The following is a 21,666-nucleotide window of genomic DNA, read 5'->3' on the forward strand; positions in this document are numbered from 1 at the left end:
TCTATTCAAGAATTAGAAGTATTTTTAATTTGAGTAGCCAAAATTGTGACACATAAAGCCATAAAGGCAATAAAAGCAAAAGAAACTTGAAGATTTAACCAAGCGGCCAAATATCCAATTAGAGGTGGTCCTAATAAAAATCCAAAAAAGCCCATAGTGGAAACAGCGGCAAGTGCCACACTAGAACTCATTGTTTTGGATTTTCCAGCCAAACTAAATATCAAGGGAATTACGGAAGAAACTCCCGCTCCTACTATAAAAAATGCAATTAGTGAAATGATTTTACCCGGAAATAGTATTAAAATTAAAAGTCCAGTAAAATTTAGCAAGCCACTAAAAAACACTACTTTTTTAACACCAAATTTACTTGTAAAGTAATCCGCTACAAACCTTGTTCCCGCCATACTGATCATAAAAAACGTATAAGCTAACCCTAATATATCTTTCGGAGCATTTACTACTTTTTTATAATAAACACCGCTCCAATCGAACATAGTGCCTTCACACATCATGGAGCAAAAGGCAATGATCCCCAAAAGCAATAAAGATTTATCAGGAATCACAAAAATCGGTTTATCTTTATCATCATCTAAATCTGATTTAATTAAGAATTGGAAGCTAATTAAAGCAGCAAGAATACTGGCACCAAAAATGATAGTGTAATGATATTGCAATAAAATATCTTTACCAATCATAAATGCCCCAATGATAGCTCCAAAAAATCCAGCTAAGCTCCACATTCCATGAAAACTAGCCATTATATTCCTTTTGTATTCTTTTTCTAAACTAACTGCTTGTGTATTAATGGCAATGTTTACCATATTCCCCATTAATCCAAAAAGAAATAATACTAAACCCAGAAGATAAATGTTTTCAGAAATGGAAATAGCTACTAAAGAAATAAGATAAAGAATTATAGAAAGACGAGTAACTAAAAAACTATTCCATTTAGCTACTAGAACCCCTGCAATAGGTAAGGAAATAAAAGAACCAATTGGCAACATTAGAAGTAGAGTACCCAATTCTGCTTCAGAAAGTGAAAATTTTTCTTGAATACTTGGGATTCGAGATGCCCAACTTGCAAAAGTTAGACCATAGCAAAAAAATATCGTACTAATTGCCCATCTAGCCTTTACTAATGGGCTTTTAATAAATTGAGTCATTAGAAATGATTAACTAAAAGATTGCGGATATTTGCTTGATATTAACTAATAATACCATTTTGACCGACCTCTTCTCAACATTTTTCGTACATCACGTATAAAGGCTAAGGCCAAGTATAATAAAATTGGGGAGCCAAAAGCTAAAAACGAGGAATAAATAAAAAATAATCTGATATGAGAAGTAGGAATATCCATCATTTCACCCAGTCGGGTGCAGACGCCAAAAGCTTGATTTTCGATGAATTGTTGAACTTTTTTCATAATATCCCTTAATTTTAAACAAATAAGGCAAAAGCCTCGTTGATATTTCGATAAATTTAGAAATCTTTTCTTAAATTTACTAAATACATTGGAATAGTTCCAATATAAATATAATTTCGCATTAACTTCCAAACATAATCAAATAATGAATCAAATGAGACAATTATTTTACGCAGCTGTTCTCTTAGGAACAATGACTTTTTCAGGTTGTGCATTAAACAAAATGATGCAGGCCGCTGAAGAGCAGACTATCGATGTAACTCCAAATCCTCTTGAGCTTCATGGCGAAGAGGTAGCATTTACAGTGGATTTTCAATTACCATCTAAAATGCTTAAAGACGGAATCACCTATACGGTAAATCCATATTATGTATATGGCGATAAAGAAATTGCATTAGATGCAGTTGACTTCGTTAAATCTGATTTTCCTAATAGTGATACAGAACCTGTGAGAAGTAGCCAAGAATTTACATTCGCTTATGAAGATGATATGAATGTAAAAGGTGAGTTAGTAATGCAAGGAACTGCCACTATTGAAAAAAATGGCAAGTCTGCTTCTACTGACAGAAAAACCTATGCTACTGGTATCATTTCTACTTCACAAATGGTTATGCCTTCATATCATGCTGCTTACGCTGATCATGGTTATAATAACAAAGAAGAGTTAATACCAACTAAAGTAAATTTCTTCTTCGATCAAGGTAGATCAGTACTTAAATCTTCTGAATTAAGAAGTGATAGAGGTCAGAAATTCAATGCATTTATTGCTGACAAAAACGTAACAAGAACTGTTACTATAACAGGTACTCACTCTCCGGAAGGTCCTGAAAGAATCAATAGCAACCTATCTAAAGATAGAGCTAAAGCTATTGAAAACTACTACACAAGACAAATGAGACGTTATGACTACAAAGGCATGGCGGATTCAATTGAGTTTATTTTAAAGCCTGTAGTTGAAGACTGGACTGATTTCAAAAAAGCATTAGCTGAATATGAAGGCATCACTGATGCTCAGAAAAGCGAATACACTAAAATCGTTAATGGATCTGGAAGCTTTGAAGAAAAAGAAGATAGATTACAAAAATTATCTACTTATAAAAAAGTATTTAAAGATGTATATCCTGACTTGAGAGCTGCTAAAACTGAAGTTCTTACAGTAAAAGAGAAAAAATCTGATGCTGAAATTTCTGTTTTAGCTAAACAAATTGCTTCAGAAGAAGCTTCTGCAGACACATTATCTTTAGAAGAATTAATGTATGCTGCTAGCATGACGCCATCTTTAGAAGAAAAAGCTAATCTTTTGAAAGCTGCTACAAAGAAAAATGACGATAGCCCAGTTGCTCATAACAATTATGGAGCTGTTCATTTAGAACTAGCTATGGATGCTGAAGGTAACGAAATGACTACTTTAGTAGAACAAGCTATTACTCAATTTGAGATCTCTAACAAGAAATCTGAAAATGCTGAAGCTTATACAAACTTAGCAACTGCTTATGCAATGCAAGGAAACTACGAAAAAGCTCATGACGCTGCTATTAAAGCAAACGAAATGACTTTAAGTAGTGAAAATGAAAGAGGTTTGATGGGCGTTAAAGGATCTTTAGAGATTATGATGGGAGATTATAGCGAAGCTTCAACTTCTTTGAAAAATACTTCTGATTCTGAAGTAAACATGTTCAATAAAGGTTTGGCTTTAGTTCTTCAAGGAAATTACGAAAATGCAGTTAGCACTTTAGAGGAAGTTGCTGGTAAAACATCTGGAAAAGGTGTTCATGCAAAAGCTCACTATTTAGCTGCTGTTGCAAGTTCAAGATTAGGAAAAGAAGGTGATGTAATCAGTCATTTAGAAAAAGCTGTTGCAGCTGATGCTGATTTAAAATCAAAAGCTTTAAATGACCTTGAGTTTTCTAACTACTCAGCTAATGAGAACTTTAGAAATGCATTGAAATAATATTCAATCAATAATATTGAAAAGCACCTGCCTACTGGCTGGTGCTTTTTTTTTGCTCAATTTTAATTTAACTATAATTAAACCTTTCATTCTTAAGAAAAGTTAAGGAACTATTAAGATTGAGTTGGTAATTGACAGTTGAATAACTATTTTTACCCTGTAAAATATTCAAGATAGATGAGAGAAATTCAATTTAGAGAAGCACTAAATGAAGCAATGTCCGAAGAAATGAGACGTGATGAAAACGTTTTCATTATGGGTGAGGAAGTAGCGGAATATAATGGTGCATATAAAGTAACCCAAGGGATGTTGGATGAATTCGGCCCAAAAAGAGTAATCGATACTCCTATTACCGAATTAGGATTCTCTGGAATTGGTGTAGGTGCCGCTATGAACGGAACACGACCAATAATCGAATTCATGACTTTTAACTTTTCATTAGTAGCCATTGATCAGGTAATTAACTCGGCTGCTAAAATGATGAACATGTCGGGTGGTCAGTTTAACGTTCCTATTGTATTTAGAGGAGCAACTGGTAATGCTGGTCAATTAGCTTCCCAACATTCTCAAAATTTTGAAAATTGGTATGCTAATACTCCTGGGCTAAAAGTAGTAGTCCCTTCTAATCCCTATGATGCAAAAGGTTTATTAAAATCTGCCATTCGAGATAATGACCCCGTTATTTTTATGGAGTCGGAATTGATGTATGGTGATAAAGGAGAGGTTCCTGAATCAGAATATTTAGAACCAATTGGAAAAGCCAAAATCACTAAAGAAGGAAGTGACGCCACTTTGATATCATTCGGTAAAATGATGAAAGTAGCTCATGCTGCTGCAGAGGAAATGGAAAAAGAGGGTCATTCAATTGAAGTAATTGACTTAAGAACAGTTAGACCCATTGATTATGCTACTATTTATGAATCTGTAAAGAAAACTAACAGATGTGTAATTGTAGAGGAAGCATGGCCGTTAGCATCAATTTCAGGAGATCTAGCATTTAATATTCAGAAAACCATTTTTGATTTCTTAGATGCTCCAATTTTAAGAGTTAACAGTTTGGATGTCCCTGTTTCTTATGCCCCTACCCTTTTAGAGGCTGTTTTACCTAATAAAGAAAGAACAGTTAAGGCATTAAGAAAAGTGATGTACTTAGATTAAAATCATTAAATAATTATTGAAAAAGGCTAATCTTTAAACGGATTAGCCTTTTTTGTTTTCATCAAAACCAAATCCTAGCTATAGCTTAGATGCTGACACCACAGTCGGTGCGACCGGGGATGCAGGATGATATTATATTTTCAATAAATGGTAAAAAATATCTAACTTATTTTAAAGTTTCATGCAACTACTCATAATTCCGTGAGTCTTTGGTATAGATTTAAGAAGATTGGAAAAGAATAGTATATACATTCATCAGGATTTGATCATCAGCTGTAAAAATGGCGACCATAAGGCATTTAAAGAACTGTATATGCTTTATGCAAAATCAATGTTCAATATTGCTTTAAGGATTTTAAAGAATAGAGATGAAGCTGAGGATACTATTCAAGAAGCATTTATTAAAGCTTATAATAAAATTGATCAGTTCGACTTTCAGGCAACATTTGGTGCTTGGTTGAAAAAAATAGTAGTCAACCAAGCATTGGACTATCTTCGAAAAGAAAGTAAATGGCTGATGAATGATATTGAAAATGAAAATATAACAGAAGAAAGTGAAGTAGACTGGGAAGATATTGATTTAAAGGTTGATATAGTTAAAAAAGCAATTCATAATCTTCCTACAGGATTTAGGGCAGTAGCTAGTTTGTATTTATTTGAAGGCTATGAACATAAAGAAATTGCAGAAATACTCTCCATTTCGGAAAACACCTCTAAATCACAATTTCACAGAGCAAAGAAGAAAATAAAAGATTTTATAAAGCATTATGAGGAAGGAAACAGACAAACTGGATCAATTTATCAAGGATAATAAAAGTGATTTTGAATCAGATTTTAATCCAGAAAATAACTGGAATAAAATAGAATCGAAAATATCGAAAAATAAGAATCAAAATAATTCTGTTTGGATGATTGCTGCATCAATTGTTCTTCTACTTTCTTTAGGATGGTTGATTTATGATAGAGCTCAATTGACTGACAAAATAAATGAACTGGAAAGTCTATCAGTTAACAATAAGCCCTATTCAGAAATTGAATCCTATTATCAGCAAAATATTGAAGAAAAAACTGCATTAGTAAATCAAATATCAACAACAAAAAATATAGAAGTTAATACGGATTTAAAATCCTTAAATAAAAAATACGAGGAACTAAAAGCTAAAGTAAAAGAACAAGGAGGGCATCCGCAAGTGGTGAACGCTATGATTCAGAATTTACAAACGCAAATAGAAATCCTTGAACAACAACTGAACATCTTGCAAGATATACAGGAATATAGTCAGAACGAAAATCAAGAAAACAATGCAATATCTATCTAAAATAATAATCGCTTTATGTATATTATTCAGCTCCATTTCATATGCTCAAAATGCACAATATGGAATTATGGACAAGTCGTATACACCTGCTAGTAAATCAACTAAGCTAGAAATTTCGAATAATTTTGGGAATATAACGCTCGCACTTTGGGACAAAAACTCAATTTCAGTAAAAATAACCTTAGAAACAGAAGGGTATGATGAAAAAGAATCCAAAAAGATCTTGGATAAAATCGAATTAAAAACGAATATAACTTCCAGTTTAATTTCGATTGAAACAAATCTAAAATCGCATAGTTCTACATCATTTCGTAAAAAAACTTTTAAAATAAATTATCAAATCAATTTACCTGATGGTCACCCATTATTATTAAGCAATGAGTTTGGTAATATTTTCATGACTGATTATTCCGGAAAAACCACCATCAAGTTAGAATATGGCAACTTAACAGCTGGTAATTTAGGTGAATTGAATTTATCGCATGAATTTGGTAAAGGAGAAATAGAATCCATTACTAATGGTATATTTAATATGGATTATGTGGATGCATTTACCTTATCGGATGCTAATGAACTAGAACTTGAAGCAGAGTTTTCGAAAATTGAAATTGGAAATATTAAGACAATCAATTTTGATATAGAATATGGGAATTTATTGTTAGGAACTGTTTCAAATTTCGTAGGAGATTCAGAATTCTCCGAAATAGCCATAGATAAGCTTTACGACAATTTCAAATTGGATGCTGAATATGCAAGTGGTACAATTGAAATAAAACACCTTAGTAAAGACATCAAATCATTTCAATTAGACACAGAATTTTCTAAGTCTGAAATAAAAATTGAAAAAGGAGCTAATTTAGGATTTGAGACAAAACACTCCTTTGGGAAACTAAAAACAGAAGGGAATAGCTTTAATTTTAGCAAAAAAATTAAAGACATGTCTGATGAAGCATATAGTGGAACCATCGGAAGTCAGCCAAACAATGTAAAAACCACTCTAAAAATTAAAACAAATTATGGCGGCTGTACCATAATTGCAGAATAACAAAAAAGGCTGTTTCAAATGATTTGAAACAGCCTTTTTTGTTATTCTTTAAGAAAATATAATTAGGAATCTGCTGGCAAAACATTTGTAGTAATTCTAACACTTCTTTCTTCACCAATATTAGATACAATTCTAATTACTTTTTTCTGTGTACCCATTTTACCTCTGCTATTGAATTTTACAGTAATCTCGCCTTTTGCACCAGGCGCAATAGCTTCTCCTTTTGGATAACTAGGTACTGTACATCCGCAAGTAGTCTTAACATTTGAAATAATCAAAGGTTCCTTACCTGTGTTTTCAAATTTAAAAACATGCTCTACAACATCACCTTGAGTAATATCACCAAAGTCATAATTCTCCTCTTCAAAAGTGATTTCTGGTCCATTCGTACTTTCAGTGCTTTGTGCTATAGCACTCCCTAAAATTAAAAATGACGCGAAAAATAATATTGCCTTTTTCATAATTGAAATATTTGATTTTTTTACAATAGATAAAGTTACGAAAATTCATTAAAAAGGATACTAAAAAGATAGATTATCAAATTGTAAAGCATTTCAAATACTACTGGCTTGTGCTAAAAAAATTTTTGATGAAAATTCACCAAAAACAATTCATCAGTTGATCGAGTGATAGCTGTATAGAGCCATCGAATATATTCTTTATTTACCATTTCATCAGTCAAATAACCTTGATCGACAAAAACAGATTTCCATTGCCCACCTTGCGACTTATGACATGTTAATGCATAAGCAAACTTTATTTGTAATGCGTTAAGATAAGGATCCTTTTTAATTGCTGCTTTTCGCTCTGCTTTCGTTTCCAAATCCATATAATCCTCCGCCACCTGATTGTACAATTCCCTATATTCTTCATTGTTTAAAGATGGTCCTGTAGAATGAAGTGTATCAAGAATAACTTTAACTTGCAAATTTGGATGATCTTCATAATCCGTCAACCTGATTTCTAAATCTGCAAAGCGCAATCCATACATCTCCTCAAAATTAATCACTTTCACTACTTCCATGAAGTCACCATTGGCTAAAAATCCCCCAGGAGTATCTTCGGTTTGATATACATAATTATTCTTAACAATCATTAAGAAATCTCCTGCCTCCAACTCTCCTTCCATAAAATGGATTTGTCTTCTTATGTATTCATTGTACTGAACCGCCATTTTGTTTGATCTACAGATAATAACTGTATTTTCTATCCCATACTTATCATAGGAATATCGCAAACCGTCTTCCAGCCTTTCACCAGTCATTCTAAAAATATCCTTAAAGGAATTAGTCGTGAAATGAATGTTAAATTCCTTTTTTGACAATTCTCCCCTGAGCACAGTTGCATTATAAAGAATTCCTGAATCTTGAGCCTGACGCATTACCTCAGTTAAAACTGTTTCAATAACTTCAGACCTGTAATTACTCTTCAAAAAATTAGCGTCCAGGCCAGCACTATTTAACTTTCCTACAGGTGGTAACTGAGCATCATCACCGATGAATAAAATCTTATTCCCCTTATTTTCAAATACATACTTAATGATGTCATCTAATAAGCTGCTGTTTCCAAAGCCTTTTTCATCAGAAAGCATACTTGCTTCATCTATAATAAAAAGTGTCTTTTCATGATAATTCTTCTGAAGGGAAAAATTAGGCTCTCCACTGCCTACTTCCGAAGTCTGACGATAAATTTTCTTATGAATTGTTAATGCTAACCTTTTTGAATAATTACTCATCACCTTGGCTGCCCTACCAGTTGGCGCCATCAGGACATACTTATAATTAAATAATGGTAAGAATTTTACCAAAGCACTCACAATCGTAGTCTTACCAGTTCCTGCATAACCCTTCAAAAGCAAAATTGGCCTATCAGTATCATCCAGATTAAAAAAGGGATCTAACGCTTTGAAAAATTGAGACTGACCAGACGTTGGCTCAAAAGGGAATTTTGACCTTATGATGCTAGAAGCACTAGGCATTCATTTTGTGATTGATATCTTGAGGAGTAATAACCGCCATTGTAGTAGTTGCTTTCGCAATTAAATTACGCTTTTCACCATCAACAGCCCAAATTTCCGCTTCACAAAAATTCAATTTCCTTCCTCTTTTTATCACAGAACCAATTGCATGTAATCTCTCACCCATACCCGCCTTAAAATAGGAAACTTTAATTTCTGCTGTTACCACATGACAATCCATAGGAACTGTAGTGTAGGCTGCAAAACCTGCTACTATATCAGCTATAGTAGCTGTTACACCACCGTGAACTAATCCTTTTTGTTGTTTATGTATTTTCTGAATATCTAGCCAACCTTCAGTTCTACCTTCTTCAATTACGGACAGATCAAAACCTATATGTTTCATGAATTCTTGCCGTTCCAAAAATTTCTCTACTCTTAACTTAAAATCGATTGTTGCTGTTTTTTCCTGCATTTTGTGTAATTTCAAATAATTCACAAATATAAGAATATTGATGATTGCAAATGCAAAGGAAAGTGTCAATCGAAAATTTGGTGGGAAAGTTAGAGTAAGAGTTGGAGGGATTTTAATTGAGAAAAATAAAATTCTACTTTTAAAACATGAAGGTGTAGGTAAAAAAGAATTTTTATGGTCACCACCTGGGGGCGGAATGGAATTTGGTGAAAATGCAGAAGAAAATTTAAAAAGAGAATTTTTTGAAGAAACGGGATTAAATATCCTTGTTCAGGAGTTATTATTTGTAAATGAATTTATGAATGATAAAATTCATGCAATTGAATTTTTTTTTAAAGTAGAAAAAACCGGAGGAATTCTTAAATTGGGCAATGATCCTGAAATGGGGAATCAACAAATTTTAAGTGATTTAGCATTTTTTGATGAAAATAAATTAATAAACACAGAAAACGACTACTTACACAACATGTTTATTGGAATAAATAAACCCCAAGAAGTTTTAAATCTTAAAGGATATTTTAAATTTGTGAATAATTCCATAAAATAGCGTTTTAAAATAATTTCTAAATAGAGAAAAAAATAAAAAGATGAGTAAAACAAAGATTTTATCAGTAGTTTTCTTCGTAATAGCGATCGTAATTGCTTACTTTTTTGTAGACAGCATTGCCTATGATATTCGACAAGAAAAAAAGATTAGACGAGAAGAAGCTCGAGTGATTAATAAATTGAAGCAAATTCGTTCCGGTATGATTGCCTATCAAAGAGTTGTAGGTCAATATACAAGTGACTGGGATAAATTAATTAACTTTATTGATACTGGCGACTTTTACTTAACTGAAAGATCAGAAACTATTATTCCAAGAGAATATGGTGGTGACAGTGTTGTGATAAACATTGACACCCTTGGAACTATCCCTGTCTATGATTCCTTATATGCAGATATTAAAAATTTCAATTTACAGAATTTGCCATACAAACCAGGTACAAAAAAGAAATTTGAAATTTTTGCTGACAAAATTGTAAAGGGTTCGGTTAAAGTTGATGTTTTTGAGGTTAAAGATCCAGATCCGATCAACCCAAAGAGAAGAGAAGACAATAACGATAAAGCACTAAGAGTAGGTTCTAGATCAGAAGTTACAACATCAGGAAACTGGGAATAATATTTTGGATATAACAAAGGAAAAAGTATACAAGCCTATTAAGAAGGTCAAAGATGATAAATTCTCTATTGATAAAATTGAGCAATACTGCTTAATTTTAGAAATCGGAGAACGAGACCTTCAGGTGTCTATTATTGATATTAAATCAAATAGGGTTTTAATCCTTGAAGATTATAGCTTAAATAAAACTACAGATGAACATCAAAAAGTGCAGGTATTAAAAGCACTTTTTGATTCTCATCATCTTTTGATGGTTGGATTTTGGAAGGAAGTAATTTTGTGTTTTAAAACACCAAAATACTGCCTATCTCCCCTATCCTACTTTTCTAAAGATAATGCTCGTGCAATTCTAAAAATGAATTGTGAGGTAGCAAAAGACGAATCAGTAGGATATTACAAAGTAAATAGCAATAATTCTGTTAATATTTTCACCTATCAAAAAGAGGTATTAAAATTTGTTCGATCTATTTATGTGAATAGTAAGATAAAAGTAACACACCAGAGTGGTATGTTAATAAATGCTATTCTATATAATCCTCCCTTTGCAAATGAGAATGAACTTTCATTATATATTGACAGATTTTATCTTCACGCAGCGGTAACCAATAATGGGAAATTACTCTATTTCAATTCTTTCAAGATTCAAAAATTTGAAGAATATACACGATATATTAATTTGATATGTCACGAATTTAAAATCCTTAAAAAAGAAGGAGTTATTAATCTTTGGGGCTTCATTAAAAAAGATTCATCACATTTTAATGCATTAAAAAAAGACTTCCCAACTTTAGAAATTGGAACCCGGACTAAAAAACTAAACTTCGGATTTAAATTTGATGAAATTGCCGAACATCAATATTTTGATGTATTTGGAAATTATTTCAATCTCTAATTATGCCAAAAAGAATAGCGATTTTTCCTGGTTCATTTGATCCTTTTACTAAAGGTCATTTTGATATAGTGGAAAGAGGACTTAAGATTTTTGATGAAATAGTGATCGCTATTGGTTATAATTCTAAAAAACAAAATCGCTATTTCAATATTGATTTAATGGTTACTAAGCTAGAAGAAACCTTTCAAAACGAGCCGAAAGTATCTGTTATAGTTTACAATAAATTAACCTCAAATCTTGCGAGAGACCTGGGGGCAGGGTTTTTATTGAGAGGCTTGAGAAACACTACTGATTTTGAGTATGAAAACAGTATTGCACAGGTTAACAAATATTTAAATGAAGGACTTGAATCAGTTTTCCTTATAACAGCTCCTGAATATGCGGCTATCAGCTCTACTATAATCCGTGAAGTTCATAAATTTCGTGGAGATGTAGATGAATTCCTTCCATACAAAATTGAAGAATAAATATCATCTGACCTTTTCAAAAAAGGGAATCATCCTATTCTAATATCTCTGCCGGCAATCACTAATACATATAAATTTTCTATATCAATAGGCTGAAATATGGAACGCAAAAACCATTTAACCAAGAAATAAAAAAATCTTAAAATTTATTTCATACTAAGTTCATACAACTTATTTAAAAATACGTTACATTTCGCTATATAAAATACACAATAAAATGGCACTTAATGAAGCATCGGATTTCGCCCAGTTTGACGAATACGATGAAAAAGACTACGATGATGATCTCGAAGATGATTATTTTGATGACGACACTGATGACATCAAATTAAATGCTGATGAGGATGACGACACTTGGCGATTTAAAATCGATGATAGTATGGAGGATGAAGATGGAGACGGAGATTTCGATTTTGATGATGACGATCTGAGAAAAGATTTAGGCGATTTTTAATAAGAAATGGGTGCGTGAAATTATTTACCACCCATTTTTTAATTTGTTTTAAATTTCCAATTTTAAAGTGTTTGAAAAACGTGTCAAAGTATAAAAGATTAATGAAATTTAATCATCCAACCATTCCTTAAACTTTGCTACTTTTTCGCGACTAATGAGGATGTCATTATCATCGCAGGATTTGAGTTTAATTTTCAAGCGGCTGTTAGAATAGCTTAAGACTTGATCTATAGATTCAAATGAGGCAATATATTTTCGATTTAATCTAAAAAACGATTTCGGATCAAGCATCTCCTCAATTTGATCAAGAGTATAATCCAAAATATATCTTTTGCCAACTTCTTTTGTTTGCATAAAAATGGTTCTTTCTGCACTAAAGAAAAAGGCTACCTCCTCAGTAGGAATACTTTGAATCTTCTCTCCTATCTTCACCATAAAACGACTTTTATAATGTGTTTCCTTGGGCTTTAGTAATTGCTGTATTTGACTCAGATCTATTTGTGACTGAAATTTTTGGTTCTTGAATTTCAAAATGGCCTTTTCCAATTCTTCGGAATCTATGGGTTTTAATAGGTAATCTATTGAGTTAAGCTTAAATGCCTTAATGGCAAATTGATCGTAAGCGGTGGTGAAAATGATAGGACTTTTGATTTCAACCTGTTCAAAAATCTCAAAGCTTTGACCATCGGCAAGTTCAATATCACAAAAGATCAAATCAGGGCTAGGTTCTTTCTGCAACCATTTTATCGCAGTTGAAATACTATCTAAATGACCATAAATATCAGCCTCAGGCAAATAGTTAGCAATTAACTGTTTCATTCTGGCTGCTGCCGGTCTTTCATCTTCAATTAACAGTACTCTCATTTATCTAAAGTTAGCAAAGGTAATTTTACACTAAATTCTGTGTCAGTCTTAATAATTACAGGATTTTTATCACTCATTAACTCATAGCGCCTCCTAATATTCTCCAAACCTATTCCATTGCTCTCTATGTCTTTGGGATTTTTTGGTTGAAAATTATTGCTCACTACTAAAATATCTTCCTTTTGATATATTTTAATAGTAAGTGGCTGCTCCATACTTGCTATATTATGTTTAATAGCATTTTCCAACAAAAGCTGCAAAGATAGGGGTGGCAGGTAAAAATGATCAATTTTTTCCGTCTTAATATCAAAAATCAAATTATCTTCAAACCTGATTTTCTGTAATCTCAAATAGTTTTGAGCAAATCCAATTTCATCAGCTAAACTTACCAACTCTTCCTGCTGAACATCCAAGACATATCGATAAATTTTAGATAGCTGCTGAATAAAGGAAGCGGATTTATCAGCATTTTCATAGACCAAATTGGTCAATACATTTAATGAATTGAATAAAAAATGTGGATTAAGTTGATTTTTGAGGGATTGATATTGTCCCGCCAACTTTTCGGTTCGGAGTTGCTCTGCCTCGATGGCTGCATTTCGCCATTCATAAAGCCATGATCTTGCTATGAAAACTGAAATTAGGACTAAGGCAATACCAACAGGGAGAATAGTGTATTCTGTCATTGCTACCCAGTCAATTGTTTTAAAAGTTGCTTCCGGATCAAAAAATAAACGACCGATCACAGAAAGAATGTAACTTACCACAAATGAATAAAACAAGTAGATAAACAAAGTTAGTAGCAATCGCTTCACAGGAAACTTCACCCAGCTCATTCCCTTATCAAAATAATCCTCCACCATAAAGCCTCCATAGCTTAAGGCAGATGACATAAAAAAAGAAAAGACAAAGTCAGGGATAAGCTGCACCAAAAGGTCTTGACTTAAAAAGCACTTTGGGCAGAAAAAAACCATAAGCGCAAACGCAATAATCAAATTAAGCAAAATAAATTTCCCCAATCTGATATATAGTGACTTTCGTTTTACGAGCTTTGTATAAGGCATTTGAGTTGGATTAATTAATCGAGGCAGAATACCAAGTCCTAAACTACTCATAAATTTAATGAGGTGCATTTTAGAACTTGGATTTCTGAAGTTATATCTTAATAATTAAAGTTAAATAACTTTAGTATTGAACAATTACTGACACTGCTGAGTCATTTTTTCAGCAATATCTTTTCCCCATTTAGGAGCTAAAGGATTTTCATTAACATAACTGGCTTCTAGTTCAAAAAGCTGTAAGCTCTGTTTCGCCATACCACAAGCTTTTTCAGGACCTGTTCCAAAAAACTTAGCTGTTCCTTGTTCCATTTGTGCCATTAAAATCATAGCTCTTGGATTTTCAGAGTCGTAAGAAAGTGCTTTCCCAAATGTACTCATAACCAAGCCTGACATATGTTGCCCACGGCCTGCAGGATCAGCTGCCAACTCCCCCATTAAAGCATAACCCTTCATAGCTACCAATTCAGAATTCTCTCCGTTTTCACTTATCGCTTTATCAATAAGATCTTGTGCCTGTTTAAAAAATGCATCTTTTTCTTTAATGCCTTCCGTTCTAAATCCAGCATTTGTTAGTGCGAAAGCAGCATAATATTTTGGCAGCCATTCATTGGAATTCATCTCCCCTATTCTAGAAAAGGCATTGGCTACCTTTTGAAATTCTTCAGGAGATTTAGCTTGATCAAATTGTTCTAATTGCGTTTTCATGGCTTCTACATAAGCTGAATCATTTGCCATTAAATTCATGAGTCCTATAAAGGAAATTGCGATTGTTAAAATGTACTTTTTCATATGATTATTATTTAGTTTTTACTTTGCCATATGGAATCTCGCATACGAAAGTCATCTTTCTATAGAACTTTTTTGAGATGCTCGATTTCATAATTTTCAGATTTATAAATTGTTTAATTGATTTGCTGTTTTGTCTTTTGAAAGGGTTAAGAAAATCCCCATAAATAAGAATCGGGGCGCTCCTTGCGTAATGGGCATTCCTGGAACTAATCCAGTCTCATTGGTTTCAGGCGCGTATTGATAGCCAAAAATATTATCTCTACCCAACACATTGCTGCATGCTAAATGAATAATAAGATTAGGCTTTGGTAAATAGCTCCAGCTTAAGCTCAAATTCTGAAAGCTTTTGGTTTTGGCGTATTGCTCTCCTGCTAAATTCGGGTTGGTATAGGCATATCCATCATTAAAACTAAAGGACATTCCTATCTGAGATTGTAAAGCAGATACATAATGCTTTGCTACTATGGATGCATTGTGCTTAGGAGCAAAACTTGGCTGCACTTTAGATTCAAATGAATCAAATCTTCTTTTAGAGTCTACAAAACTATAGGTTACCCAAAAATCGGTTTCTTTAATGGATTTTCGGTCACGATAAAAGAAATCCATCCCTTTTGCATAGCCGCTTCCGCTAAGCGAGATATCTTCAGGCGCAAGATTTGATCCATTAAAAGTAATTAAGTTGTCATAAGATTTGTGGAAAGCTTCAGCACGGAAAGTCCTACCATTTTTGGAAATGAAATAATTTAGAATGAAATGTTCTGCTTCTGTATTTCCTAAGCTATTATTGTTCACTCTGAACTTTTCAAGTGGGAGCTGACTAAAAGTACCGTAAGCAAAAGACATTTGACCTTCATGCTCAAATTTGTAGGAAACAGAAGCTCTGGGATCTACCCAGAACTCATCACTTAAAACACTATAGCCAGATCTTAATCCACCTCTGAAAATCAGTTGATTGCTCAAATAATAATCTGACTCAAGAAATAAGTTATAACGTTGATCAAGAAAATCTCTGCTTAAACCTTCATTTACTAAAGTTTCTTCATATGCTGACCAAGTGCTCTCTATTCCCATTTTTAGAGAAATGGCATCTGAAAAATCTTTGATCGCAACCCCTTTTGCATGGATCAATCTATTTTGTTGTCTAACATTTTGACTATCTAAATCAAATTGATCTATGTTTTCAGAATAAGAAATTCCACCAGTATAACTCCAATTGTTTTTCCCGATTAATTTGATGTTGCTTTGTGTGTAGGTATAATCATTTTTAATACCAATTAAATTTCCTTTCCCTATTTCCCCAGGCTGCTGTTGCCATAATTTAAATCCATTTGATTCCTTTTGGAAATATGCTTTTAAAATTCCGCCATTACCTACTTTTTGATTAGCTGCAAGCGAAACATCCCAGCCGTATGGGCTTCGTTCCCAATTGAAATCTTGTTTAATCAGTGACTGATAAGGAGCAAGATCAAAATAATTAGCAGAGGCAGTCAGACTATTATTTTTGCCCACTAGGGTTTGGGTATATCCTCCACCCAAAGACATAATGCTTATATCTCCTTGACTTCGAAGAGGAATATCTACTGTATTTAAGGCCAAGGCTGATGAAAGAGCTTGCCCATATTCTGCTGAGTAACCGCCCGTGCTAAAAAAAGAACCTTTAAAAAGATTTGGGCTAAATCTTGTGCGAGTCGGAACATTTGAAGCTGTAGTGCCAAAGGCATTTCCAACCTGAAGTCCATCAATAAAAATGGCTGTTTCAGAGGCATCCCCTCCTCTTACAAACAAACGCCCATCATTCCCAACTGTAGAAGTTCCAGGCAGAGTTTGAAAAGCACCAATAATATCTCCCATAGCGCTTGGCGTAGTCACAATATCCAATGGTTTAAGTACTACTGCTTTGTTTTCATCCGAAGCTTCCATGGCTCCTGCCGTAATGGTTACAGCGTTTAATTGATCAATAGCTTCCTTAAGTTGAATTTCGATTTCAATTGGACTAGCATTCAAATCAATAGGCAATTCCTGATTCTTATAGCCCACTGATTGAGCAACTAAGAATTGACTGCCTGTTGCTGAAGTTTTAAATGAGAAGAAGCCCTTTGCATTAGTTGAGGTTCCATCATAGGTGTTTTTAATATAGATACTCACACCTGGCAAACTGTCCCCTTTATTGGAGGTGATAAAGCCTGTGATAAGATTTTGTGCTTCTGCTCGAACACTTGAGATTAATATTAATATGATAATTATATTTTTCATGGTGCTAATGATTGCTGATCTATGCACCAAATGTGGGTTAGTTTTCTATTTTTATAAATTAAAGTTGACTGAAGTGTAGTATTAGTAGGATGAAGTGTAGAGAATGAGGGATTGAATTATACGATAGAAATAAAGCACAAGTGGACACTTACGCTATCATATATTGTAAGTTATTAAAATAAAAAAAAGCTGTCCTATATCAAATAAAACAGCTTTTTACCATACAGCATTTAAAATATTTTATTGCACCGCAGTCAGTGCATTTAAGTTTCCGTATCCGAAATCTGAATTTCTGTTTGGATAAAAATCGGATGATTCTCTAAGCTTTTGCAATACTTGATCTCTATTCCAAGAAGGATTCTTAGACCAAACCAAAGCTGCGATTCCTGCTGTAGTAGCGGTAGCTACTGAAGATCCACCTACTGTTGAAGGCTGATTTCCATTCATGGCTACTGAAAGTGGATGCGCATCGGAACCAGCTTTTTCCATCACAACAGTAAAATCAACTTTGCTTCCAGAGTGACAAGTGTTACATCTTTGATATTGCCCTTCTTTTACTCCCGTTACAGCAACCGTCTCATTCATATTAGCTGGGAAAATAACACCATACCAATTAGTCCAGCTAGTGGAAGTTCCAGCAGCAGCAAAAATCAATTTACCTCTGCCATAAGCGTAACGTATGCCATCCGCTACTTTAGAATTATTAAAAACATCTCCTATCGACATACTGATGATTTTAACATCAGAACGATTACCAAGATATACTAAAGCTTCTGTAACTCCATCTTTTTCATTACCGCCATTTACTATCACGTCACTTGTACCTCTTACACCTACTAAGTTAGCATTATAAGCGACACCAACAGCTGAACCATTATTGCTTCTTGGAGCAGTAGCAACACCAGCCATTGATGTTCCATGACCGCATTTATCATCCGGTCCGTCATATTTTTTCCACCACCAAGATCCGGTTTGGTAAGTTCCTTTTCGTTCAACTGTTCTGTTTTGAGAGTATCCAGAATTGAATTGACTTCCTAAATTATCTTGATCAGGTGATAAGCCAGTGTCAATCATACCAATTGTAATTCCAGCACCAGTACTGTAATTCCAAGCTTGGTCAATTCCCATTTGTGGATAATTCCATGACATTTTTGAGCCAGGTGCAATATCAGTATAAAGACCTGATAAATTATAGTTAGGATCATTAGAACACCCTGAATCGCTATATCTTTCGCCTTCTCCATATTTCTGGAACTCTACTTGATAGCCTAGAGGTTCAATATATCGAACATTATCTAGAGATCGCAATCTGCTAATTACTTCTAAATCATAAACCCTCATTTCTATGAAAGGCAATACTTCATGGGAGAAATTAGGTAATTCCGTATCTGTAATTTCTATTTGTCTTTTTCTTTCAAGTACTGAACGAGTCTCTTCTATAATATCTGTTCTTGAACTTATCCAATTAGGATTTTGCACATTAATTGAGGTCATTCGTTCATTGATATTTTGCTCACCTTTGGCTAAATAACCAACTGTCAGAATACTGTCAGAATGTACTAAAGCACTCCATAGTTGCACATCATTGAGTTCTGACCAGTTGAATTCACTCTTCTTTTCTAATGCGCTTTTAATAATGGCATCAATCTCTGATTTCGGGACTATATCAATCTCTTGCTCTGGTTGAATATTTTCATCAATTAGGCTTAAATCTTCATTATCTTGCCTACAAGACCATAAAAGAGCTGAAGCAATAAATACTGTTAAAATTTTTCTCATTTCCATAGTGATTAGTTTTGGTTTTAATTTATGCTGTATGCAGAGTAATTTGCAAAACTTAAATTTAACTTACAAGCGTTTGTTAGAATTATATTTGAATTTATCTAAGAAATAGAGAATTAAAATCTAGGAAAATTAGTCTTTAAAGGAGATTACGCAATATATTTTAAAATATAAATGGAGTGAGAATTAGGAAACACGAGCTGGGAAGCTCACTTCTAGCTCTAAGCACAAGCGGACGCTTTCGCTAGTGCAATTAGGTTCAATTTTGCTCTGGTCCAAGCGTCCACTTGGACCAATCTAGGCTAGGGCTAGCATTTGAACGTTCTCCGATATCTAATTCCTTTGTAATGCACTTCCTAGCTAGGAGCCTCCTAGGTCGTGCCTTTTATATGATTGTAAATAAAGAATGAATCATTACTTTTTTTCAAAATAGACTTCCTTACCATCATATTTGATTAAATATCGGCCTCTTGGTAGTTTTCGAATATCACAGGAAACACCTTTTCCTCTTTTAATTATTCTACTGTTATTATTATAGAGCAAATAACTAACCTCTTCTGTAAATTCAATAATCCAATTATCTTCATTAATAGCATGGCTTATTTCCGATTTATCTGAATGGAAATTAAAACTTTCTGAAAGTTTGACCTCCATATCAGGTTCATGGTATTGCACTCTATATAAATTATCTCCTTTAATATGATCCAGTTCAATACTGTGCTGATTAATAAAAATTCCACCTTTAGTTTTTACAGTATCAAGAGGAAACCATCCATCCTCAGTATCTTTTTCCACTATATAAAATCCATCTTTAGATTCCTTGGTGGTAATCCAAATCATCTGATTCTCATCTACATAGACTTTTAGCCAGCTAAATTTCAAATCACCTTGAATTACTTCCGGATTTATGAGCTCTGGTTGACAGTCATCATGATGAACTATTCGAATCACAACTCTCGTTTCTGGTTCGAGATTTTGTAAATCAACCTCATAAGCCGAAACAGTGGGGCTTTCAACCACTAATTTACCATTCAAATATATTTTCTCGATACAAAAACCAGAATCTTGCCCTAAATAAGGATTTCTAACAAATACATTTTCTCCTTGATAAAAACCTCTAAAATAGCTGTCTTTACCAATTAGCGAATAGGATAAGCTAATTAATAATATGAGGAATAAATGTTTTTTCATGGTTCTATTACTTATCGATCATTCATATCTTAATGATTCGATAGGATCTAGTTTTGAGGCTTTATAAGCTGGATAATAACCAGACATTAAACCTACTATTAAGCAAATTATCACACCCACAATCATCCACAACCAAGGCACTACGAATCCTCCATCACCTACTAATGCGGATATTCCATTCCCAATACTTATACCTAAAATTATGCCAGCTATTCCTCCTAATTGACAAATTACTATAGCTTCCCATAAAAATTGTAAACGGATTTTTGAAGGGGACGCACCAATAGCTTTTCTAATTCCAATTTCTCTTGTTCTCTCCGTTACGGAAACCATCATAATATTCATTAAGCCTATTGAAGCACCCAAAAGTGTGATTGCACCTATTGCAAAACCTCCAATTCTCAAGTAGCCTGCTATTTCCTCCATTCTTTCAGCTAAGGATTCACTTTTTTGGATATTGAAAGAATTTTCTTGACCGATGCCATCCCCTCTAATTCCGCGCATAACTCCTGTTGCTTCAGCTATACCTTGTTCCATAAAAATAGGATCAGGAACTGAAACCGTAATATTATATTGTAGAGTACGGTTTGCAAACAAAGTAGATAGACCAACGGGAATTAAAACAGATTGATCAGCTCCTCCTCCTCCCATTCCACCTTGCTCTTTTAAAACGCCAATAACCTTAAAACGAGAGCCAAAAAATGAAATATCTTTATTGATAGGATCGACATTTTCTTTGAATAATTTATCGACTACATTCGCACCCAAAATAACAACCCCACTATTATTCTGAATTTCTAAAGGAGCAAAATTTCGCCCCTTATCAATTTCATAAGCTTTTTGTATTAAGTAGTTTTCATCTGCAGAATAAACATCTATAGTTGGTGTAGTCTTTTCAGATTTATACTTTAACTCGGCACTGCCTGTCATTCTAGTATAAACAGAAACATCCCCTACAAAATTATACTTATCTTTAAATTGAATCGCTTCTTTGTAGCCAATCGGCTCATAGCTTTTTTCCTTTTTCCCTTCGGAAGTACTTCTTCTTCCATCCAATCCCCTAGCTTCTATATCAAAATTATTTGCACCTAAACCCGCTAAATTCCCACTTACAGAACTTTGTATTCCGTCAATAGCTGTTAGAATGCCCACCAATGCAGTGATACCAATTGCAATAATTGCAGCAGTTAAAATCGTTCTCAATCGATTGCCTTTAATCGACCTTACGCCTTCTTTAATATTTTCCAGATAATCCAAAAGCAGTTATTTTTTTTGTAAATTTTAGCAATTTAATGTGATTATGCACGATATATTACATAAAAGTAAGAAACTTTGATTTGAAACTCCATTTATATTATTTTGTTATACATTTAAGAATCAAACTTAATTAAATAGTGACTATTAGTCAACTACATATAAAAACT

The 21,666-nt window shown here is 33.5% G+C and carries 22 protein-coding genes; 10 read left to right on the forward strand and 12 right to left on the reverse strand.

Going from position 1 to position 21,666, the window contains the following annotated elements; translation table 11 throughout:
- Nucleotides 1-5: 5 nt before the first annotated feature.
- Nucleotides 6-1,163: an MFS transporter gene (locus QYS49_RS14970; RefSeq protein ID WP_308348414.1), complete on the reverse strand. Its 1,158-nt coding sequence runs from the start codon at nt 1,161-1,163 to the stop codon at nt 6-8.
- Nucleotides 1,164-1,208: 45 nt separating this feature from the next.
- Nucleotides 1,209-1,424 (reverse strand): PspC domain-containing protein, encoded by a 216-nt coding sequence (locus QYS49_RS14975; RefSeq protein WP_308348415.1) that lies wholly within the window; start codon nt 1,422-1,424, stop codon nt 1,209-1,211.
- A gap of 154 nt (nt 1,425-1,578) precedes the next feature.
- On the opposite strand from QYS49_RS14975, the gene QYS49_RS14980 reads away from it, so the two are divergent.
- From QYS49_RS14980 to QYS49_RS15000, 5 genes are all read left to right on the forward strand, one after another.
- Complete coding sequence (locus QYS49_RS14980; protein ID WP_308348417.1) at nt 1,579-3,375, forward strand: tetratricopeptide repeat protein; 1,797 nt, start codon at nt 1,579-1,581, stop codon at nt 3,373-3,375.
- Between the two features lie 177 nt (nt 3,376-3,552).
- Nucleotides 3,553-4,533: a pyruvate dehydrogenase complex E1 component subunit beta gene (locus QYS49_RS14985; protein WP_308348419.1), complete on the forward strand. Its 981-nt coding sequence runs from the start codon at nt 3,553-3,555 to the stop codon at nt 4,531-4,533.
- A 229-nt stretch (nt 4,534-4,762) separates the two neighbouring features.
- Nucleotides 4,763-5,344, forward strand: coding sequence for an RNA polymerase sigma factor (locus QYS49_RS14990; protein WP_308348420.1), 582 nt, complete (start codon nt 4,763-4,765; stop codon nt 5,342-5,344).
- Nucleotides 5,301-5,852, forward strand: coding sequence for a hypothetical protein (locus tag QYS49_RS14995; protein WP_308348422.1), 552 nt, complete (start codon nt 5,301-5,303; stop codon nt 5,850-5,852). The genes QYS49_RS14990 and QYS49_RS14995 overlap by 44 nt, the downstream gene beginning before the upstream one ends.
- A gap of 67 nt (nt 5,853-5,919) precedes the next feature.
- On the forward strand, nt 5,920-6,897 hold the full coding sequence (locus QYS49_RS15000; RefSeq protein WP_308348424.1) for a hypothetical protein: 978 nt from the start codon (nt 5,920-5,922) through the stop codon (nt 6,895-6,897).
- A 62-nt stretch (nt 6,898-6,959) separates the two neighbouring features.
- Here QYS49_RS15000 and QYS49_RS15005 read toward each other — a convergent pair whose 3' ends face one another.
- From QYS49_RS15005 to QYS49_RS15015, 3 genes are all read right to left on the reverse strand, one after another.
- Nucleotides 6,960-7,358, reverse strand: coding sequence for a DUF1573 domain-containing protein (locus tag QYS49_RS15005; protein WP_308348425.1), 399 nt, complete (start codon nt 7,356-7,358; stop codon nt 6,960-6,962).
- Between the two features lie 113 nt (nt 7,359-7,471).
- On the reverse strand, nt 7,472-8,875 hold the full coding sequence (locus QYS49_RS15010) for an ATP-dependent DNA helicase (RefSeq protein ID WP_308348427.1): 1,404 nt from the start codon (nt 8,873-8,875) through the stop codon (nt 7,472-7,474).
- Nucleotides 8,868-9,329 carry a PaaI family thioesterase gene (locus QYS49_RS15015; RefSeq protein ID WP_308348429.1) on the reverse strand — a complete coding sequence of 154 codons (462 nt, stop codon included), beginning with the start codon at nt 9,327-9,329 and terminating at the stop codon, nt 8,868-8,870. The genes QYS49_RS15010 and QYS49_RS15015 overlap by 8 nt, the downstream gene beginning before the upstream one ends.
- Nucleotides 9,330-9,369: 40 nt before the next feature.
- On the opposite strand from QYS49_RS15015, the gene QYS49_RS15020 reads away from it, so the two are divergent.
- The 5 genes from QYS49_RS15020 (at nt 9,370) to QYS49_RS15040 (ending at nt 12,302) form a co-directional block, all read left to right on the forward strand.
- Nucleotides 9,370-9,876: an NUDIX domain-containing protein gene (locus QYS49_RS15020; protein ID WP_308348431.1), complete on the forward strand. Its 507-nt coding sequence runs from the start codon at nt 9,370-9,372 to the stop codon at nt 9,874-9,876.
- A 40-nt stretch (nt 9,877-9,916) separates the two neighbouring features.
- Nucleotides 9,917-10,489: a hypothetical protein gene (locus QYS49_RS15025; RefSeq protein ID WP_308348433.1), complete on the forward strand. Its 573-nt coding sequence runs from the start codon at nt 9,917-9,919 to the stop codon at nt 10,487-10,489.
- 4 nt (nt 10,490-10,493) lie between these two features.
- Nucleotides 10,494-11,381: a DUF3822 family protein gene (locus QYS49_RS15030; RefSeq protein WP_308348435.1), complete on the forward strand. Its 888-nt coding sequence runs from the start codon at nt 10,494-10,496 to the stop codon at nt 11,379-11,381.
- 2 nt (nt 11,382-11,383) lie between these two features.
- The gene (gene coaD, locus QYS49_RS15035) at nt 11,384-11,848 is read left to right on the forward strand and encodes a pantetheine-phosphate adenylyltransferase (RefSeq protein ID WP_308348437.1); all 465 of its coding nucleotides are present in this window, start codon (nt 11,384-11,386) and stop codon (nt 11,846-11,848) included.
- A gap of 217 nt (nt 11,849-12,065) precedes the next feature.
- A complete protein-coding gene (locus QYS49_RS15040; RefSeq protein ID WP_308348439.1) occupies nt 12,066-12,302 on the forward strand; it encodes a hypothetical protein in 237 nt (78 codons plus the stop codon).
- A 108-nt stretch (nt 12,303-12,410) separates the two neighbouring features.
- Here QYS49_RS15040 and QYS49_RS15045 read toward each other — a convergent pair whose 3' ends face one another.
- From QYS49_RS15045 to QYS49_RS15075, 7 genes are all read right to left on the reverse strand, one after another.
- Nucleotides 12,411-13,166, reverse strand: a complete 756-nt coding sequence (locus QYS49_RS15045) for a LytR/AlgR family response regulator transcription factor (RefSeq protein WP_308348440.1) — start codon at nt 13,164-13,166, stop codon at nt 12,411-12,413.
- Entirely contained in the window at nt 13,163-14,095 is a 933-nt protein-coding gene (locus tag QYS49_RS15050) for a sensor histidine kinase (protein WP_308351590.1), read from the reverse strand. Before QYS49_RS15050 ends, QYS49_RS15045 begins: the two co-directional genes overlap by 4 nt.
- A 270-nt stretch (nt 14,096-14,365) precedes the next feature.
- Complete coding sequence (locus tag QYS49_RS15055; RefSeq protein WP_308348441.1) at nt 14,366-15,016, reverse strand: hypothetical protein; 651 nt, start codon at nt 15,014-15,016, stop codon at nt 14,366-14,368.
- Nucleotides 15,017-15,118: 102 nt separating this feature from the next.
- Nucleotides 15,119-17,269 (reverse strand): TonB-dependent receptor, encoded by a 2,151-nt coding sequence (locus QYS49_RS15060; RefSeq protein WP_308348442.1) that lies wholly within the window; start codon nt 17,267-17,269, stop codon nt 15,119-15,121.
- 240 nt (nt 17,270-17,509) lie between these two features.
- A complete protein-coding gene (locus QYS49_RS15065) occupies nt 17,510-19,048 on the reverse strand; it encodes a S8 family peptidase (RefSeq protein ID WP_308348444.1) in 1,539 nt (512 codons plus the stop codon).
- Between the two features lie 417 nt (nt 19,049-19,465).
- On the reverse strand, nt 19,466-20,242 hold the full coding sequence (locus tag QYS49_RS15070) for a hypothetical protein (protein WP_308348445.1): 777 nt from the start codon (nt 20,240-20,242) through the stop codon (nt 19,466-19,468).
- A gap of 18 nt (nt 20,243-20,260) precedes the next feature.
- Nucleotides 20,261-21,499 carry an ABC transporter permease gene (locus QYS49_RS15075; protein WP_308348446.1) on the reverse strand — a complete coding sequence of 413 codons (1,239 nt, stop codon included), beginning with the start codon at nt 21,497-21,499 and terminating at the stop codon, nt 20,261-20,263.
- Between the last annotated feature and the right edge of the window lie 167 nt (nt 21,500-21,666).

The organism is Marivirga salinae, assembly GCF_030503855.1.
Taxonomy (GTDB): Bacteria; Bacteroidota; Bacteroidia; order Cytophagales; family Cyclobacteriaceae; genus Marivirga; species Marivirga salinarum.

Excerpts from the sequence above, each read along its gene's own strand:
- QYS49_RS15025 (WP_308348433.1), top strand. The coding sequence starts at position 9,917 with ATGAGTAAAACAAAGATTTTATCAGTAGTTTTCTTCGTAATAGCGATC.
- QYS49_RS15040 (WP_308348439.1), top strand. The coding sequence starts at position 12,066 with ATGGCACTTAATGAAGCATCGGATTTCGCCCAGTTTGACGAATACGAT.
- QYS49_RS15060 (WP_308348442.1), bottom strand. The coding sequence starts at position 17,269 with ATGAAAAATATAATTATCATATTAATATTAATCTCAAGTGTTCGAGCA.
- QYS49_RS15055 (WP_308348441.1), bottom strand. The coding sequence starts at position 15,016 with ATGAAAAAGTACATTTTAACAATCGCAATTTCCTTTATAGGACTCATG.
- QYS49_RS14975 (WP_308348415.1), bottom strand. The coding sequence starts at position 1,424 with ATGAAAAAAGTTCAACAATTCATCGAAAATCAAGCTTTTGGCGTCTGC.
- QYS49_RS15000 (WP_308348424.1), top strand. The coding sequence starts at position 5,920 with ATGGACAAGTCGTATACACCTGCTAGTAAATCAACTAAGCTAGAAATT.
- QYS49_RS15020 (WP_308348431.1), top strand. The coding sequence starts at position 9,370 with ATGATTGCAAATGCAAAGGAAAGTGTCAATCGAAAATTTGGTGGGAAA.
- coaD (WP_308348437.1), top strand. The coding sequence starts at position 11,384 with ATGCCAAAAAGAATAGCGATTTTTCCTGGTTCATTTGATCCTTTTACT.
- QYS49_RS14970 (WP_308348414.1), bottom strand. The coding sequence starts at position 1,163 with ATGACTCAATTTATTAAAAGCCCATTAGTAAAGGCTAGATGGGCAATT.
- QYS49_RS15070 (WP_308348445.1), bottom strand. The coding sequence starts at position 20,242 with ATGAAAAAACATTTATTCCTCATATTATTAATTAGCTTATCCTATTCG.
- QYS49_RS15045 (WP_308348440.1), bottom strand. The coding sequence starts at position 13,166 with ATGAGAGTACTGTTAATTGAAGATGAAAGACCGGCAGCAGCCAGAATG.
- QYS49_RS15065 (WP_308348444.1), bottom strand. The coding sequence starts at position 19,048 with ATGAGAAAAATTTTAACAGTATTTATTGCTTCAGCTCTTTTATGGTCT.
- QYS49_RS14985 (WP_308348419.1), top strand. The coding sequence starts at position 3,553 with ATGAGAGAAATTCAATTTAGAGAAGCACTAAATGAAGCAATGTCCGAA.
- QYS49_RS15015 (WP_308348429.1), bottom strand. The coding sequence starts at position 9,329 with ATGCAGGAAAAAACAGCAACAATCGATTTTAAGTTAAGAGTAGAGAAA.
- QYS49_RS14980 (WP_308348417.1), top strand. The coding sequence starts at position 1,579 with ATGAGACAATTATTTTACGCAGCTGTTCTCTTAGGAACAATGACTTTT.
- QYS49_RS15010 (WP_308348427.1), bottom strand. The coding sequence starts at position 8,875 with ATGCCTAGTGCTTCTAGCATCATAAGGTCAAAATTCCCTTTTGAGCCA.
- QYS49_RS15005 (WP_308348425.1), bottom strand. The coding sequence starts at position 7,358 with ATGAAAAAGGCAATATTATTTTTCGCGTCATTTTTAATTTTAGGGAGT.
- QYS49_RS14995 (WP_308348422.1), top strand. The coding sequence starts at position 5,301 with ATGAGGAAGGAAACAGACAAACTGGATCAATTTATCAAGGATAATAAA.